A 16009-nucleotide genomic window follows, 5' to 3' on the forward strand; every position below is an offset into this window, starting at 1 on the left:
TCCAGGAGGATCGATGGCATTCACCGCTGCCGACGTGAAGAAGCTCCGTGAGCTCACCGGTGCCGGGATGATGGACTGCAAGAAGGCGCTCGAGGAGTCCGACGGCGACATCGACGCCGCGGTCGAGGTACTTCGCGTCAAGGGTGCCGCCAAGGCAGCCAAGCGCGGCGCCGAGCGGGAGGCCGCCAACGGCCTCGTCGCCACTTCCGGCGGCGCCATGGTCGAGCTCAAGTGCGAGACCGACTTCGTGGCCAAGAACGACGACTTCGTCGCTGCGGCCCAGAAGATCGCCGAGGCGGCCGAGACCGCCCGCGCGGCGGACGCCGAGGCGCTGAAGTCGGCCGAGGTCGACGGCAAGACCGTTGCGGAGTTCGTCGAGGGCCTGGCCATCACCATCGGTGAGAAGATCGAGCTCGGTCGCGCGACCTACTTCGACGGCCAGATCGTCACCTACCTGCACCGCCGTGCGGCGGACCTGCCGCCTGCGGTCGGTGTCATGGTGCAGTACGACGGCGACCAGGAGGCCGCCCGCGGCGCAGCGATGCAGGCCGCCGCGATGCGTCCGAACTTCCTCACCCGTGACGAGGTCCCCGAGGACGTCGTCGCGAAGGAGCGGGAGATCGCCGAGGCGACCGCGCGCGAGGAGGGCAAGCCCGACCAGGTCGTGGGCAAGATCGCCGAGGGGCGCGTCAACGCCTACTTCAAGGATCACGTGCTGCTCGAGCAGCCCTCGGTCATGGAGAACAAGAAGACCGTCAAGCAGCTGCTCGACGAGGCCGGCACGTCGCTGAGCCGGTTCGAGCGGTTCGAGGTGGGTGCCTGAGGCACCGTCCGGTCCGACCACACGCGGCGGCCCTCGTCCCTCACAACAGGGGCGGGGGCCGCCGCGACGTTCTGGTGGTCTGCGCACACGCGGTGCTCGGGCATCCGTCGGGCACCGTACGTGGGACGGTCCGTCGAAGCCGGCTGCACCACCCACCGCCTGTTGTATGTTGAGCCTGCCGATCTCGGGACTGGCGTGGCCGGTGCTCCGTGCGTACACGGGGACCGTGGGTGCGGATGGAGGAGAGCGGTAGATGGGGTTCATTCAGGCTGCGACCGGTGCCGTCGGCGGCACGCTCGGCGACCAGTGGCGCGACTTCTACACCGTCCCGGACGGTCTGCCGCCCACGGCGGCGCTCTTCCCGGCGGTGCCGCGGGGCCAGAACGCCGGCCGCGGTGCGAACACCTCGGGCTCGAGTGCTGTCATCACCAACGGCTCGAAGTTCGTCGTTCCCGAGGGGTACGGGCTCGTGCTGCTCCAGGACGGCGGTTTCACCGGTCTCGTGGCGGAGCCGGGAGCCTACGTCTGGGACTCCGAGGACTCCGCATCCCAGTCGGTCTTCACCGGCGGGGGCCTGGTCGAGTCGGTCCTGAAGCAGAGCTGGGAGCGCTTCAAGTTCGGCGGGCGACCCGGCACCCAGCAGAACGCGGTGTTCGTGGCGCTCAAGGAGCTGCCCAACAACAAGTTCGGGACCCAGTCGGAGATCTACTGGGACGACGCGTTCCTCAACACCCAGGTCGGCGCCATCACGCGCGGCACGTACACCCTCCGGATCCACGACCCGCTGATCTTCGTGCGGAACTTCGTGCCCGCCGAGGTGATCGGCGGCGGTGGCGTCTTCGACTTCACCGACATGGACAACCCCGCGGGGGAGCAGCTGTTCAACGAGGTCGTCGGCTCGCTCGCGCCGGCGTTCTCCAAGTACACCAACGACCCCGCCAAGGGGAACCGGATCAGCCGGATCCAGCAGGACTCGATCGGATTCGCCCAGTCGCTCTCCGCCGCGGTCGAGGAGAACTACCAGTGGCGCTCGGACCGTGGGCTGGAGATCGTGAAGACCGCGATCGTCTCCATCGAGTACGACGCCACCACCCGTGAGCTGCTGAAGAACGTGCAGCGCGCCGACGCGCTCTCGGGTTCGCGGGGCAACTCCAACCTGCAGGCCTCGGTGGCCGCCGGGTTCGAGTCGGCCGGCGAGAACGCGGGACCGGGCGGCATGCTGGGCATGGGCATGGCCGCCGGCACCACCGGCCTCGGCGGCCTCCAGCAGCCCACGGGTGCGCCCGCACAGCAGCCCGCGCCACCTGCGCAGCCGGCGGCTCCCGCGCCGGCAGCGGCCGGTGGAGGCGGCGCGGCGGAGGACCCGGTCGCGGTCCTGACCCGGGCGAAGAAGATGCTCGACGCCGGCCTCATCAGCCAGGAGGACTACGACGCGGCGAAGGCGAAGGCGCTCGGGCTCTGAGATGACCCAGGAGCTGCCACCGCCGCCGTCGCCGGAGGAGCCGGCACCGTCGCTGGCCGAGGAGCTCGAGGCTGCCCGGGCCGAGCCCGAGTCGCCACCGAGCATCGAGACCGTCAACGAGTCCCTGCGGGACGGCATCAACCGTTGCCCCAAGTGCGGGTCGACCGATGTCCGCCTCCGCGGGTCCAGCGGCATGCTGATGTGCCTGTTCTGCCGCAACGAGTGGCAGGAGACCCGGGTCGAGGAGAGGTTCGGGCTGGGGGAGGGGATCCGGGACCTGGACGGCACGGTCATCGCCAGCGGTGCCGAGGACATCGCCGCTGACGCCCAGGACACGGTGACGTTCAAGTGCGAGGGCTGTGGCGCCGAGGTCGTCGTCGACACCGCCGAGTCCCTGAACGCGCGCTGCCACTGGTGCCGGCACACGCTCAACGTCAACAGCCAGATCCCCAACGGTGCCGTGCCCGACGCCGTCCTCCCCTTCAAGCTGACCAAGGACGAGGGGGTCGCGAGGATCCGTGAGTTCGCCGGTCGTCGCCGGTTGTTCGCCCATCCCCGGTTCAAGGAGGAGTTCGTCCCCGAGAACGTGATGGGCGTCTACCTGCCCTACCTCGTGGTGGACGCGCACGCCGACGCGACCTACCGCGGGGAGGGCGAGGTCCAGACGCGTCGGTGGACCGAGAAGCGCGGGGACGACAGCGTCACCTACTACGCCGCCGACGTCTACCGGGTCGACCGGGAGGTGTCCTTCGTCGTCGACGACCTGACGCTCGAGGGGTCCTCCGAGCGGGCGACGATGGGGCCCGGCAACACCAACAACATCGTCAACACCATCCTGCCGTTCGACACGAAGAACGCGGTGCAGTGGAACGCCAGCTACCTCACCGGCTTCAGCAGCGAGAAGCGCGACCTCAACGTCGCCGACCTGCACCCGGTGCTGGAGGACCAACTGCTCTCGATCGGCCGTTCGGAGGTGCAGGCATCGCTGCGCCAGTTCGACCGTGGGGTGCGCTGGGAGGCCGAGGGCGTGGACGTGGGTGGGTCCCGGTGGGTCGCGATGTACCTCCCGGTGTGGCTCTACTCCTACTTCCAGGAGGACAAGCAGCTGCTCCACTACATCGCGGTCAACGCCCGCACCGGGGAGACGATGGGCAGCGTGCCGGTGTCCCACCCCCGGCTCTTCCTCGCAGCGCTCACGGTCGGCACCTTCCTCGAGGGCATCGCCGGCGCGATCCTGGTGGCCAGCGCATGATGCTCGAGCTGATGGTCGCCGCGAGCGAGGACGACTCCCCGTGGGTGCTCCTGCTGGGCGGTCCGATCGGTGGCGCGGCGACGTACTGGCTGATCCATCGCTACTACCGCAACACCGACAAGTCCCACGCCTACGAACGCGACACGATCATCGAGGCGGATCCGGTGCGCGGCAGCGAGGAGCGGACCGGTCACATCGCGAAGACCCGCAAGTCCGGGATCTCCGGTGACAACAGCGGCCACCACCGGCGACGCGTGCAGCGACTGCGCTGACCGGTAGTGTCCTCCCCGTGACGGGTTACGAGCGAGTTCTGCTGAAGCTGTCCGGTGAGGAGTTCGGTGGCGGCAAGGTCGGCATCGATCCCGACGTGGTCCAGATGATCGCCAACGAGATCGTCGAGGTCGCGCGCGCAGGTGTCCAGATCTGCATCGTGACCGGCGGCGGCAACTTCTTCCGTGGCGCCGAGCTGCGGCAGCGTGGGATGGACGGCGTGCGTGCCGACTACATGGGCATGCTCGGCACGGTCATGAACTGCCTGGCACTGCAGGACTTCATCGAGCGCGCCGGCGTGGAGACCCGGGTCCAGACCGCCATCACGATGGGTCAGGTCGCCGAGCCCTACATCCCCCTGCGCGCCATCCGCCACATGGAGAAGGGACGCGTGGTGATCTTCGGAGCGGGCATGGGCCTGCCGTTCTTCACCACCGACACCGTCTCGGTGCAGCGGGCACTCGAGACCCGGTGCGACGCCGTGCTGGTGACCAAGAACGGCGTCGACGGGATGTACACCGCCGACCCGCGCAAGGACGACACCGCCGAGAAGATCGACGCCATCACCTACGACGAGGCCATGGCGCGGGACCTGAGGATCATGGACCAGACGGCGTTCTCCCTCTCGGGCGAGAACAAGCTGCCCATGGTCGTGTTCGGACTCCAGCCCGAGGGCAACATCCTCCGCGTCGTGCAGGGTGAGAGAATCGGGACGCTCGTCACCGCCGGGTGACGGCCCCATGATCAGCGCAGTCGTCCGGGGCTCCGGACGGACCAGACGAAGGGACCAGGTGTGATCAACGAGATCCTCGACGAGGCCGATGACAAGATGGACAAGTCGGTCGGCGCCACCCGTGAGGAGTTCGCGACGATCCGGGCCGGGCGCGCCAACCCGGCGATGTTCAACAAGATCATGGTCGACTACTACGGCTCGTCGACGCCGCTGCAGCAACTGGCGTCCTTCACCTCGCCCGAGCCGCGCATCATCATGGTGCAGCCCTTCGACATCAACGCGATCGGCGACGTCGAGCGGGCGATCCGCGACTCCGACCTGGGCGTGAACCCGGCGAACGACGGCAAGGTGCTGCGGTGTGTCTTCCCCGAGCTCACCGAGGAGCGCCGCAAGGAGTTCATCAAGCTGGCCAGGTCCAAGGCCGAGGACGGTCGCGTCGCGGTGCGCCAGGTCCGTCAGAAGGCGAAGCAGGGCCTGGAGAAGCTGGAGAAGGACGGCGAGGTCGGCAAGGACGACGTCGCCGGCGGGGAGAAGCGCCTCGACGGCATCACCAAGAAGCACACCGACGAGATCGACGAGATGCTGAAGAAGAAGGAGACCGAGCTCCTCGAGCTGTGAGGCGCCGGAACCCCACGACATGACGGAAGCGAACACCTCCCCGGAGGACGCGCAGCCGCCGACTGACCATGGGCGTGCGGGACGAGACCTGAAGGCGGCCGTCGGATCGGCGGTGGTGCTCCTGGCAGCGATCGGTGCGTCGCTGCTGTTCTGGAAGCCGGCCTTCATGCTGATCGTCGCGGCGGCCGTCGTCGTGGCGATCTGGGAGCTGCACCAGGGGATGCAGGCCCGCGGCATCGACCTGCCTGAGCAGCCACTGATGGTCGGCGGCGTCACGATGGTGGTCGTCGCGTACCTGTGGGGCGCCGAGGCGCTGGTCACCGCGACAGCGGTGACGGCGCTGATCATCATGCTGTGGCTGCTGCGGCGCGGCGTCGACGGCTACGTCGGCAACGCGACCGCCTCGGTGTTCACGCTCGTCTACGTCCCGTTCCTGGGATCCTTCGTCGCGCTCATGCTCGCCGAGGGCGGTCGCACCGGGGGAGGGCTGGATGACTTCGGGGTGCGAGGGATCCTCACCTTCATCCTGGTGACCATCGCCTCCGACATCGGTGGGTACGCCGCCGGCGTGCTCTTCGGCAAGCACCCGATGGCGCCGGTGATCTCGCCGAAGAAGTCCTGGGAGGGCTTCGCCGGATCCACCGTGGCGACGGTCGCGGCCGGATGGGTGCTGGTGGTCCACCTGCTCGAGGGCGAGTGGTGGGTCGGTGTGGTGCTCGGTCTCATCGCCGTGGTGATGGCCACGCTCGGCGACCTGTGCGAGTCGGTGATGAAGCGCGACCTCGGCATCAAGGACATGAGCCAGGTGATCCCGGGCCACGGCGGCCTGATGGACCGGCTCGACTCATTGCTGGCGACGATCGCCCCGATCTGGCTCCTGCTGCACTACGCCGTCTTCGTCTGAGGAGTGAGCCGTCGGGGGCGACGAGCTTGCGAGGTCGCCACCGGAGGCGAGCCCCGCAGGACGAGGACGAAGGGGGCACCGTCTTCGTCTGAGGAGTGAGCCGTCGGTGGCGACGAGCTTGCGGGGTCGCCAGCGGAGGCGAGCCCCGCAGAACGAGGACGAAGGGGGCACCGTCAGGGGATCTCGGCCACGACCGCGCCGAGCACGCCGATCGCGGTCTCGAGCTGCGCGTCGGAGAGGTAGGGGGCCGGGCCGAACCGGAGGTGGTCGCCGCGACTGTCGACCCGGACCCCGCGGGCGCTCAGCCCGCTGGCGAGGTCGGCCGCGTGGGGGCTGGTCAGCGCGAGGAAGCCGGCGTGTGCCGCGTCGGGGGTGGCACGGTCGCGCGTGATCAGCTGCGGGGGCGCGTCCAGGGCGTCGAACGCACGGGCGAGCACCGAGCGCTGCCGCGCGTAGGAGGCCTCCAGCAGCGTCGGCGTCAGTCCCTGGTCGGCGAAGAATCGCAGCACACGGGCGCCCCGGTAGTGGCTGCTGGGGTCGTAGGTCGCACCTGCGAACCGGTCGGCGCCGGCGGCGTACGCGACCCGGTCAGGCGTGGTGTCCTCGGCGAGGTCCCCGAACTCGGCGAACCAGCCGGTGACGACCGGGCGGAGGTCCGCGGCGTGGGCGGGCAGCCGGAGGAAGCAGTTGCCCTCGCCGAGCTGGAGGTACTTGTAGCCGCCCCCGACGACCCAGGCGTCGGCCAGTCCGGTCCGCTCGATCGGCAGCGGCATCACGCCCAGCTGGTGGTAGGCGTCGACCAGCAGCTCGCTGCCGGCCGCGGCGCACGCGGTGGCGAGGTGATCCAGGTGAGGGACGATGCGGGAGGTCTCGAAGAGCACCGATGACACCAACGCGGCGGCGGTCGGGGTCCGGAGCTCATCGGCCATGCGCGCCGTGAGCGTGTCGAGCGGTTCGACCGGCACCCGCACGACCGTCACGCCCTCCTCGCCGAGGCGGTCGAGCTGACGGCGCAGCGCGTGGAACTCGCCGTCGGTGGTCACCAGCCGAGGACGTGCCGGCAGGTCGACCGCGGAGAGGAACCGCAGCAGCAGGTCATGGGTGCTGGCGCCGAGTGCGAGCTGCCCGTCGGGCTCGTCGAGCCAGGTGCGCAGGCCGGCGCGGACGGCCTCGGCCTGCGCGAAGGCGCGCTCCCACTTCTGGTCCACGTCCGCTGCCGCGTCGTCGTACGCCGCCACCAGGCCCTCGCGTGCGACGTCCGGCCACGCCTGGTGCGAGTGCCCGCTGAGCAGCAGCCGGTCGGCGACGCCGAAGCGGGAGTAGTGCCGGGCGAGCGGGTTGGGGGAGGCGGCGAGGTCGGTCGCCGATGCCACGGCGTTCACATCTGGCTCCGGATCGCCCACAGGTCGGGGAAGACCTGTCGGTGCAGCGTGGTGTGGAGGTAACCGGCTCCCTCGGAGCCGCCGGTGCCGGGCTTGCTGCCGATGGTTCGCTCGACCATCTTCACGTGGCGGTAGCGCCACTCCTGGAGTCCCTCGTCGACGTCGATGAGGCGCTCGGCGACGTGCGCGGGCTGGGCGTCGTCGGCGTAGACCTCGAGCAGCACGCGCTGCAGGTCCGCGGACGGGTGCAGCGGCCGCGTCACGTCGCGGTGCAGGTCGGCGTCGGAGACGTCGTACCCGCTGGCGCGGAGGTAGCGCACGAAGGAGTCGTGGACCGACGGGCGCGCCATCGCATCCTCGATCCGTGCGCGACCGGGACTCTGGGTGGGGTAGTGCCTCGTCATCCCGCCGTCGCGCCGCCCGAGGACCGCCTCCAGCTCGCGGAACTGCTCGGACTGGAAACCACTGCTGGAGTCCAGCCGACCGCGGAAGCTGGTGAACTGGCGCGGCGTCATCGTCTCCAGCACGTCCACCTGCGCCACGGCCACCTTCAGCACCGTCAGGATGCGCCGCAACGTGTGCAGGGCGGGCGCGGACTCGCCCTGTTCCAACCGTCGTTGGAGGTGGGCGAACTCGTGGAGCAGTTCCTTGAACCACAGCTCGTAGACTTGGTGGATCACGATGAAGAGCATCTCGTCGTGCTCGGAGGACCGCGGGTGCTGTGCGGTCAGCACCTCGTCCAGTGCCAGATAGCTGCGGTAGGTGAGGGCGGGGTGCTGCTCGGCCATGGGGTCACTGTGGCAGACACGGCTTCACCTCGATGGACCGCTGGCGGCTACGATCCGGGCATGCAGTCGGGAGCGGAGACCTCGCAGGTCGAGCCGTCCACGCGACGACCCGACTGGTTCCACCGCGAGCACCCCGTCTTCTTCCCGCTCGCCGGGTTCTTCACCGGGATGCTCTACATCATCATCGTGCCGGGCATCTACACCGCGATCGTGTCGGCGCTGGTCAGTGACGAGCGGGCCGAGGAGCTCTTCCCCTTCGTCGTGATCGCCCTCGCGGTGCCCATCGGCCTGCTCGTCCCCACGCGGACCCGACGGTTCGGGCGCTACATGCTTTTCGGCACCGTGATGACCCTGGTCGTCGCCGGCGGGGTCGCGGCGATCGTGCTGTGGATCCTGCTCAAGCGCGACGGTTAGTCGCCCCGGCCGGGCGGATGGGACACTGGGCCACGTCATGACCGATCGATCCCCGCTGCCGCTCGTCTTCGACGAACCCCGAGGGCGCAAGAAGCCGCCCCGCCACCTCGCGGACCTCACGCCGGCCGAGCGCAAGGAGCGCGCGGCCGAGCTCGGCGTCCCCGGGTTCCGGGCCAACCAGCTCTCCGCCCACTACTTCGCGCGGCTCGTGGACGACCCCGAGCAGATGACCGACCTGCCGGCGGGGCAGCGCGCCGACCTCGTGCGGGCGCTGCTGCCGGAGCTGATGACGCCGCTGCGCACGCTCGAGGCCGACAAGGGCGCCACGGTCAAGACGCTGTGGAAGCTGTTCGACGGTGCGATGGTCGAGTCGGTCCTGATGCGCTATCCGGGCCGCGTGACCATGTGCGTCTCCAGCCAGGCCGGCTGCGGCATGGCCTGTCCCTTCTGCGCGACCGGCCAGGGCGGCCTGCAGCGCAACATGTCGGCCGGGGAGATCGTGGAGCAGGTCGTCGCCGGCGCCCGGGCCCTCGCCCGCGGCGACGTCGCCGGCGGTGAGGGTCGCGTCTCCAACGTGGTCTTCATGGGCATGGGCGAGCCGTTGGCGAACTACAAGGCCGTCATGGGCGCCGTACGCCGCCTCACCGACCCCACGCCCGACGGCCTTGGCATGTCCGCTCGCGGCATCACCGTCTCCACGGTCGGCCTCGTGCCGCGCATCAACCAGCTGACCGAGGAGGGCATCCCGGTCACGCTGGCACTGAGCCTGCACGCCCCCGACGACGAGCTGCGCGACGAGCTGGTGCCGATCAACACCCGCTACTCGGTGCACGAATCCGTCGAGGCGGCCTGGCACTACGCCGAGCGCACCAAGCGTCGCGTCTCGATCGAGTACGCCATGATGCGCGACATCAACGACCAGGCGTGGCGCGCCGACCTGCTGGCCGACGTCCTCACCTCCTACGGCGACTGGGGCTGGGTGCACGTCAACCTGATCCCGCTCAACCCGACGCCGGGTTCGAAGTGGACCGCGTCGGACCCGGAGGACGAGCGCGAGTTCGTACGCCGCCTCGAGGCCAAGGGTGTCCCGACGACCGTGCGTGACACCCGGGGCCAGGACATCGACGGCGCCTGTGGCCAACTGGCAGCCTCCCCGGACGGCGGCTGAGGCGCGGCGTCGCCATCGTTCACTGGCCCGACACGTTGGGCTCTCGTGTCGGTCGGAGTCCGTTCCGGACGCCTCCCTAGCGTCCGTGGCATGGATGCTCTCCGGGTGCAGGTCGTGGCCGAGTCCTTCCTTCCCCAGGTCAACGGTGTCACCAACTCGGTGCGCCGCGTCCTGGAGCACCTCGCCGACCAGGGCCACCGCGCCGAACTGATCGCTCCCACCGGACCCGACATCTACGCCGGCCACCGCGTCCGCCACGCCCGCGGCGCGGCGCTGCCGTTCTACCGCGACTTCCGGATCGGCCTGGAGTCCCGCCGCCGCCTGCGGTCCGCGATGGCCCGGTTCCGTCCCGACGTGGTCCACCTCGCCTCGCCCGCGCTGCTCGGCCACCAGGCGGCGCGGGCGGCCCGCGAGCTGCAGATCCCCACGGTCGCGATCTACCAGACCGACCTGATCGGCTTCGCCGAGCGGTACGACGTCCCCGGCGGCGTGCGCGCCGCGGCCCGGATGACGCGCCGGATCCACACCCACGTCGACCGCACGCTCGCGCCGTCCACGGCGAGCCTGGAGCAGCTCCGGGGCCTCGGCGTACCCGGTCTCGCCCGGTGGGGGCGCGGCGTGGACCTCGCGTCGTTCCACCCGCGGCACCGCGACGAGCAGCTGCGGCGACGGCTCGCGCCGCAGGGACAGCTGCTCGTCGGCTACGTCGGTCGCCTCGCCGCGGAGAAGGAGCTGGACCTGCTCAGCCACCTCCACGACGACCCCCGCTATGCGCTCGTGCTGGTGGGCGGCGGTCCGGAGGAGCAGCGGCTCCGCTCCCTGTTGCCGCGGGCGCACTTCCTCGGGGTGCAGCACGGCGCCGACCTGAGCAGTGCCTACGCCTCGCTCGACCTGTTCGTGCACACGGGGCGCCACGAGACCTACTGCCAGTCAGCGCAGGAGGCGCTCGCATCCGGGGTCCCCGTCGTGGCCCCCCGGCAGGGAGGACCGGTCGACGTGGTCGACGACGGCGTCGCGGGGCTGCTCTACCGGCCCGGCGACGGGGGCGAGATGGCGGCCCACGTGGACGCGCTCGCGCGCGATCGGCAGCGGCGTGCGGCGATGGCCGACGCCGCGGTCGCCAGCGTGCAGGACCGCTCCTGGGGGGCGCTGAACGACCTGCTCGTCGCCCACTACCGCGAGGTCATCGCCCGCGAGTCGGCGCTGCTCGCCGCCTGAGACCGCCGCCCGCGATCACTCGAACAGCGCCGCGGCCTCCTCGACGGTGTCGACGAGGTGGACGTGGTCGGCCATCGCCCGCCCGCGTGCCAGTGACTCCAGCAGTGGCCACGCGGGCAGCTCCTCGGTCCAGTGGGCCCGACCTACGAGCACCATGGGAGCGACCGCGTCCTCGGAGGCGTAGTAGTTCTCGCAGGCGTCCTGGAACACCTCCTGCACGGTGCCCGCTGCCCCGGGCAGGAAGACGATGCCGGCGTTGCAGACCTGCAGCAGGATCGACTCGCGCAGCGCGTTGCGGAAGTACTTCGCCACCGACGTGGCGAACAGGTTCGGCGGCTCGTGGCCGTAGTGCCAGGTGGGCACCCCGAGGGTCTCGGCGGTGGCGTCGAGGCCGTCCCGGACCGCTGCGGCGCTCGCCACCCAGGCGTCGACGTCGGGGTGGAAGGACGGCACCCGCGCCAGCGTGGCGAGCGCGTCCGCGAGCGCACCCTCGGGTGCCGTGCCCAGCCGTGCACCGAGGTTCGCCGCCTCCATCGCGCCGGGTCCGCCGCCGGTGGCCACGGTGTGGGTCCGGCCGAGCAACCTGCCCAGCCGCGCGGCGTCGGCGTACGCCGCCCGGTCCCGCGCCCAGGCGTGCCCGCCCATGACGCCCACGACGTCACGCCCGTCGGTCCACCGCCGCAACGCGGTGTCGATGCCCTGGTCGTGCAGCACCCGGGCGAGCACGGCGTCGCGCTCGTGCGCGGTCTGGAGCCACGCGTAGGCGCGGCCGTCGAGGCTGTCGCGCCACGCCGGGGCGTCGTAGAGCTCGGCGACGCCGTAGAGCTCGCTGCGGTGGGGGTCGATCGGCGCCTGGTGCACCGCGGGCAGCACGAGGGCCCCGCGGACCCTGTGGAGGTGGTCGTCGCCCGGGGCGAAGGTGCAGCCGGCGAAGGTCGTGCGTGTGGTGTCGCAGTTGGCCAGTTCGCGCGAACGCTCTCGCAGGTCCACGCCGGTCAGCCGCCACCCCGTCAGGTGGCGCGCGCCGGCGGCGAGGCGCCGGTCCAGTTCGGCGAGTGACTCCACGACGACGACCTGCCCACGGGTGTGCTGCACGGCACCGAGCCTAGGCGTCGGTGTCGGGGCCCGCGTGCCTCCCACGCGAACTGGGGCGAGGCTGGTACCAATGTGGGGAGTCATGCCCACGCGGTCGGCCACGATCCGGTGCGCGCCGTCGGTCAGGATGGAGATACCCATGGACGTCAAGAAGATCGCCGTGATCGCGATCGTCGTGTTCCTGGGCTACTGGATGTTCAACGACCCGTCCGGGCTCGCCGACATCGCGAAGACCACCGGCGACCAGGGGTGGGACCTCACCACCCAGCTCTTCGCCGGGATCATCGACTTCGTCACCTCCTTCTGAGCGGCTCACCGTGGGCTTCTGGCGATGGGTCGGTGACCCGGGCATCGGTCGCCACCTGCTGCGCGAGGAGGGCGAGGTGGTGGTGGACGAGGTCTGCCACCACTGGATCGTCTACGTCCGGCCTGCCCTGGAGGCCTGCCTCGCGGTGGGGCTGCTGGTCGCCAGTGCGGTCGTCTCGGTCACCATCGCGTGGCTGCTGCTCCTCGCCGCGTTCTTGTTGGCCGTGCACGCGCTCTGGTGCGCGGTCCGTGAGCGCCGCGACCGGTTCGTGATCACCAACATGCGGGTCTTCCGCGTCCACGGCGTGCTCAACCAGCACCACGCCACCATGCCGCTCGCGCGCATCCTCGACATCTCGGTGCAGAAGCCGCTGCTGGGCCGGGTCTTCGGGTTCGGCCACTTCTGCTTCGAGTCGGCCGCCCAGGAGCAGGGCCTGCGCGACATCCGCTACGTCGGCCGCGCCGACGAGCGGGACCTGTCGATCCAGCGCGTGGTCCAGCGTTCCGGCCTGCGTGGCCCGAGGATCCCGAACTGATGCTCCCCTTCGACCCGATCGACGAGGCCGCCCGGCAGTGGGGCGAACGCTGGGAGGCGGTGCCGGCGATGCACGCCGTCACCTCACTGATGCGGGTGCACCAACTGGTCCTGGGACGGTTGGACGCGATCCTGCGGCCGCACGGGCTCACCTTTGCCCGCTACGAGGCGCTCGTCCTGCTGACCTTCTCCTCCCGGGGCTCCTTGCCGCTGGGCAAGATGGGGGAGCGGCTGCAGGTGCACCCCACCTCGGTCACCTCGATCGTGCGCCGCCTGGAGGAGACGGGACTGGTCCGCCGGGTGCCCCACCCCGAGGACGGCCGGGCCGTGCTCGCCGAGATCACCCCCGAGGGCCGTGAGCTCGTCGAGGTCGCCACCGCCGACCTCGTCGGCGCGGACTTCGCGATCGGCCACCTGGACGAGGCCCAGCTGCGCGAGCTCTCGGCACTGCTGCAGCCGGTGCGCGCGGGCGCCGGCGACTTCGACGACTGACGTCCCCGGCGCCGGTGGCCCCGGGCCGACGGGCCCCGCCGGTCGGCGTGAGCCGTCCCGCCTACGATGGCGCCATGACGCAGCAGCCGTTCTCCCGTCCCGGTGCGATCGACCTCTCCGGACTGGCGCAGCAGCCACCGGCCGCCGGTGGCGGCGCTCCCGCGCCCGGTGGCGCGGGCGGTGGTGCCCCCGCTGGTTCCTACGCGGTCACGGTCACCGAGGAGAGCTTCCAGACCGTCCTGCAGGCCTCGACGACGGCGCCGGTGGTGCTCGTCTTCCACTCTGCCGCGCAGGCGCCGGAGAGCCAGACCATGGCCGACGACGTGGCGGCGGTCGTCGAGGGGTACGACGGCCGGTTCCTGGCCGGTCTCGTCGACGTGGACGCCTCGCCCCAGATCGCGCAGGCGATCGCCCAGGCCTCGCAGATGCAGCAGCTGCCCGTGCCGTTGATGATGGTCTTCCTCGACGGCCGCCCGGCCACGCAGCCGATCCCCGGTGCGCTGAGCCGCGAGGAGCTCACCACGGTCTTCGACCAGCTCGCGCAGCAGCTGACCGCCCAGGGCATCTCCGGGCGCCACCAGCCCCAGGGGGCTGCTCCTGCCGACGGCGAGGACGAGCCCGAGCTGGACCCCCGCTACGCCCCGGCCCAGGACGCGCTCGCCGCGGGTGACATCGACGCCGCGGTCGCGGAGTACCAGAAGCTCGTCGACGGCAACCCTGCTGACGGGGAGGCGGCCGCCGGCCTCGCGATGGCCAAGGTCCTGCAGCGCACCCAGGGCGTCGACCTCACCCGGGCGCGGGAGGCGGCGGCGTCGGCACCCGACGACATCGACGCCCAGGTCATGGTCGCCGACCTCGACATGGTCGGCGGCCACGTCGAGGACGCGTTCGTGCGGCTGATCGACCTGGTCAAGCGCACCACCGACGACGACCGCAACCGCGTGCGCGAGCACCTGCTGGGCCTCTTCGCCGCGGTGGGCAACGAGGACGAGCGGGTCATCAAGGGACGCCAGTCCCTCGCGTCCGCGCTGTTCTGAGGACACCGATGGGTGCCGGCGACGGAGTCGCCTGCTTCCTCCGCGGCGTCGCGGAGTGGCGGGCCCACCCGCGCCGCATGCTCGGCGGGATCCTCCCGGCGCTGCTGGTGCTGCTCGTGCTGGCCGCGGCGTTCGTGGTCCTGCTGGTGCGCATCGACGACCTCGTCGGGTGGGCGACGCCCTTCGCCGACGGCTGGGTCGACACCGCACGGCAGGCGCTGCGCGTGGCCCTCGGCCTGGTGGTCGTGCTCGGCGCCGGGGTCCTCGCCGTGGTGAGCTTCACCGCGATCACCCTCACCGTCGGCGACCCGGTCTACGAACGGATCTGGCGTGCCACCGAGACCGACCTGGGCGGTCCGGTGCCCGACGCGGGGCCGGGGTGGTGGCGCTCGGTCGCCGACGGGCTCGTGCTGGTGCTCCTCGGCCTGGCCACCACGGTGGTCGTCTTCGTGGTCGGCCTGGTGCCGTTGGTGGGCACCGTGGCCGGGCCGGTCATCGGCGTACTCCTCGCCGGCCGGCTCGTTGCCCGCGAGCTGCTCTCGCGCCCCTTGGGCGCCCGCGGCCTGGACCGCCGGGAGCAGGGGGCCCTGCTGGCCGACCACCGGGGCGCCACGCTGGGCTTCGGGGCGGCCGTGCAGCTGTGCTTCCTGGTGCCCTTCGGTGCGGTGCTGATGATGCCGGCCGCCGTGGCCGGAGCGACGATGCTCGCTCGCGAGGTGCTGGACCGGTCGGCCGCAGGCGCGGTTCAGCGACCGGACTCGGTGTAGGACGGGCCGCCTCCAGCGAGGTTGGCCAGCGCCGACCGCACCCGACGGGCGGTGAAGGGAGCCGCCCGCTCCTCGACCTCACCGAGCGTGCAGAACGCCGCGGAGGCGATCTCGCGCTGCTGCTTCACGATCCGGTCGACGAGCTCGGGGGGATGCGCGCCACCGTCGAAGACCAGGCACAGCGCGTCGTCCCACCCGCTCCACGGCGGCAGCCAGTCCGTGAGCAGCAGCGCACCGGTGTCGATCTCCAGGGCGAGCTCCTCGGCCACCTCCCGGGCGACCGCGACGTGGGGGGACTCGCCGACCTCCACCACGCCGCCGGGCAGGTCCCAGTCGGCCTTGTAGGTGAGCTCGCACAGCAGCACGCGCGGTTCGGCAGACGTGTCGCGGATCAGCATCTGGCTGATCGCGCGCTTGCGGGGCAGGAAGGCGTTGAGCAGCGCACGGAACCCGCCCGGCTCGTTGACCGGGGTGTCGCCGGCCAGGCGGGCGTAGACGACCACGTTGGAGTGCGTGCCGCGCTGCACGCCCTCGCGGCGCAGCCCCGACCAGGTCGCGATGCGTTGCCCGTCGGTGTCGTCGGCGGCCACCTTGGCCTCGACGCGGTCGTGGTCGACCAGCGCGTTGGCCACCTCGCGGCGTACGACGTCCACGGCGGCCTGCCAGCCGCGGGCGGTCAGTTCGTCGGTCCAGGTGATGCGGGCGACGCCGTCCTCGACGGTGTCCAACAGGGTCTCGGGCACGC

19 protein-coding genes are annotated in these 16009 nt (G+C 71.2%); 15 read left to right on the plus strand and 4 right to left on the minus strand.

The features are described from left to right. Positions 1 to 13: 13 nt before the first annotated feature. From tsf to KUV85_RS02680, 7 genes are all read left to right on the plus strand, one after another. Positions 14 to 823, plus strand: coding sequence for a translation elongation factor Ts (tsf, locus tag KUV85_RS02650; RefSeq protein ID WP_219961670.1), 810 nt, complete (start codon positions 14 to 16; stop codon positions 821 to 823). Positions 824 to 1076: 253 nt separating this feature from the next. Continuing rightward, entirely contained in the window at positions 1077 to 2285 is a 1209-nt protein-coding gene (locus KUV85_RS02655) for an SPFH domain-containing protein (protein ID WP_219961671.1), read from the plus strand. A gap of 1 nt (position 2286) precedes the next feature. Continuing rightward, positions 2287 to 3537, plus strand: coding sequence for a hypothetical protein (locus tag KUV85_RS02660; protein ID WP_219961672.1), 1251 nt, complete (start codon positions 2287 to 2289; stop codon positions 3535 to 3537). After that, on the plus strand, positions 3534 to 3809 hold the full coding sequence (locus KUV85_RS02665) for a hypothetical protein (RefSeq protein ID WP_219961673.1): 276 nt from the start codon (positions 3534 to 3536) through the stop codon (positions 3807 to 3809). Before KUV85_RS02660 ends, KUV85_RS02665 begins: the two co-directional genes overlap by 4 nt. Before the next feature lie 17 nt (positions 3810 to 3826). Further along, a complete protein-coding gene (pyrH, locus tag KUV85_RS02670; RefSeq protein WP_237690187.1) occupies positions 3827 to 4540 on the plus strand; it encodes a UMP kinase in 714 nt (237 codons plus the stop codon). Positions 4541 to 4603: 63 nt separating this feature from the next. After that, the gene (gene frr, locus KUV85_RS02675) at positions 4604 to 5158 is read left to right on the plus strand and encodes a ribosome recycling factor (RefSeq protein ID WP_237690237.1); all 555 of its coding nucleotides are present in this window, start codon (positions 4604 to 4606) and stop codon (positions 5156 to 5158) included. A 19-nt stretch (positions 5159 to 5177) separates the two neighbouring features. Continuing rightward, positions 5178 to 6062: a phosphatidate cytidylyltransferase gene (locus tag KUV85_RS02680; protein ID WP_219961675.1), complete on the plus strand. Its 885-nt coding sequence runs from the start codon at positions 5178 to 5180 to the stop codon at positions 6060 to 6062. 173 nt (positions 6063 to 6235) lie between these two features. On the opposite strand, the gene KUV85_RS02685 is transcribed toward KUV85_RS02680, so the two are convergent. Next, positions 6236 to 7435, minus strand: a complete 1200-nt coding sequence (locus tag KUV85_RS02685; protein ID WP_219961676.1) for a kynureninase — start codon at positions 7433 to 7435, stop codon at positions 6236 to 6238. Positions 7436 to 7440: 5 nt separating this feature from the next. Beyond that, entirely contained in the window at positions 7441 to 8232 is a 792-nt protein-coding gene (locus tag KUV85_RS02690) for a tryptophan 2,3-dioxygenase (RefSeq protein WP_219961677.1), read from the minus strand. Between the two features lie 60 nt (positions 8233 to 8292). Here KUV85_RS02690 and KUV85_RS02695 point away from each other — a divergent pair, with 60 nt between their 5' ends. From KUV85_RS02695 to KUV85_RS02705, 3 genes are all read left to right on the plus strand, one after another. After that, positions 8293 to 8646, plus strand: coding sequence for a hypothetical protein (locus KUV85_RS02695; RefSeq protein ID WP_219961678.1), 354 nt, complete (start codon positions 8293 to 8295; stop codon positions 8644 to 8646). 37 nt (positions 8647 to 8683) lie between these two features. After that, the gene (gene rlmN, locus KUV85_RS02700; RefSeq protein ID WP_219961679.1) at positions 8684 to 9814 is read left to right on the plus strand and encodes a 23S rRNA (adenine(2503)-C(2))-methyltransferase RlmN; all 1131 of its coding nucleotides are present in this window, start codon (positions 8684 to 8686) and stop codon (positions 9812 to 9814) included. A gap of 90 nt (positions 9815 to 9904) precedes the next feature. Further along, the gene (locus tag KUV85_RS02705; RefSeq protein ID WP_219961680.1) at positions 9905 to 11032 is read left to right on the plus strand and encodes a glycosyltransferase family 4 protein; all 1128 of its coding nucleotides are present in this window, start codon (positions 9905 to 9907) and stop codon (positions 11030 to 11032) included. A 15-nt stretch (positions 11033 to 11047) separates the two neighbouring features. Here the strand turns inward: KUV85_RS02705 and KUV85_RS02710 are convergent, their stop codons facing one another. Continuing rightward, complete coding sequence (locus KUV85_RS02710) at positions 11048 to 12127, minus strand: LOG family protein (RefSeq protein ID WP_219961681.1); 1080 nt, start codon at positions 12125 to 12127, stop codon at positions 11048 to 11050. 139 nt (positions 12128 to 12266) lie between these two features. Between KUV85_RS02710 and KUV85_RS02715 the strand changes: the two genes are divergently transcribed. The 5 genes from KUV85_RS02715 (at position 12267) to KUV85_RS02735 (ending at position 15264) form a co-directional block, all read left to right on the plus strand. After that, positions 12267 to 12434: a hypothetical protein gene (locus KUV85_RS02715; protein WP_219961682.1), complete on the plus strand. Its 168-nt coding sequence runs from the start codon at positions 12267 to 12269 to the stop codon at positions 12432 to 12434. Between the two features lie 10 nt (positions 12435 to 12444). After that, the gene (locus KUV85_RS02720; protein ID WP_219961683.1) at positions 12445 to 12969 is read left to right on the plus strand and encodes a PH domain-containing protein; all 525 of its coding nucleotides are present in this window, start codon (positions 12445 to 12447) and stop codon (positions 12967 to 12969) included. Continuing rightward, entirely contained in the window at positions 12969 to 13460 is a 492-nt protein-coding gene (locus tag KUV85_RS02725; protein ID WP_219961684.1) for a MarR family winged helix-turn-helix transcriptional regulator, read from the plus strand. The genes KUV85_RS02720 and KUV85_RS02725 overlap by 1 nt, the downstream gene beginning before the upstream one ends. 74 nt (positions 13461 to 13534) lie before the next feature. Further along, positions 13535 to 14497, plus strand: a complete 963-nt coding sequence (locus tag KUV85_RS02730) for a tetratricopeptide repeat protein (protein WP_219961685.1) — start codon at positions 13535 to 13537, stop codon at positions 14495 to 14497. Between the two features lie 8 nt (positions 14498 to 14505). Beyond that, positions 14506 to 15264 (plus strand): EI24 domain-containing protein, encoded by a 759-nt coding sequence (locus tag KUV85_RS02735; protein ID WP_219961686.1) that lies wholly within the window; start codon positions 14506 to 14508, stop codon positions 15262 to 15264. On the opposite strand, the gene KUV85_RS02740 is transcribed toward KUV85_RS02735, so the two are convergent. Further along, positions 15243 to 16007, minus strand: a complete 765-nt coding sequence (locus tag KUV85_RS02740; RefSeq protein ID WP_219961687.1) for an NUDIX domain-containing protein — start codon at positions 16005 to 16007, stop codon at positions 15243 to 15245. The genes KUV85_RS02735 and KUV85_RS02740 overlap by 22 nt on opposite strands. Positions 16008 to 16009 lie beyond the last annotated feature (2 nt).

It is taken from the genome of Nocardioides panacisoli (assembly GCF_019448235.1).
GTDB classification, from domain to species: domain Bacteria; phylum Actinomycetota; class Actinomycetes; order Propionibacteriales; family Nocardioidaceae; genus Nocardioides; species Nocardioides panacisoli_A.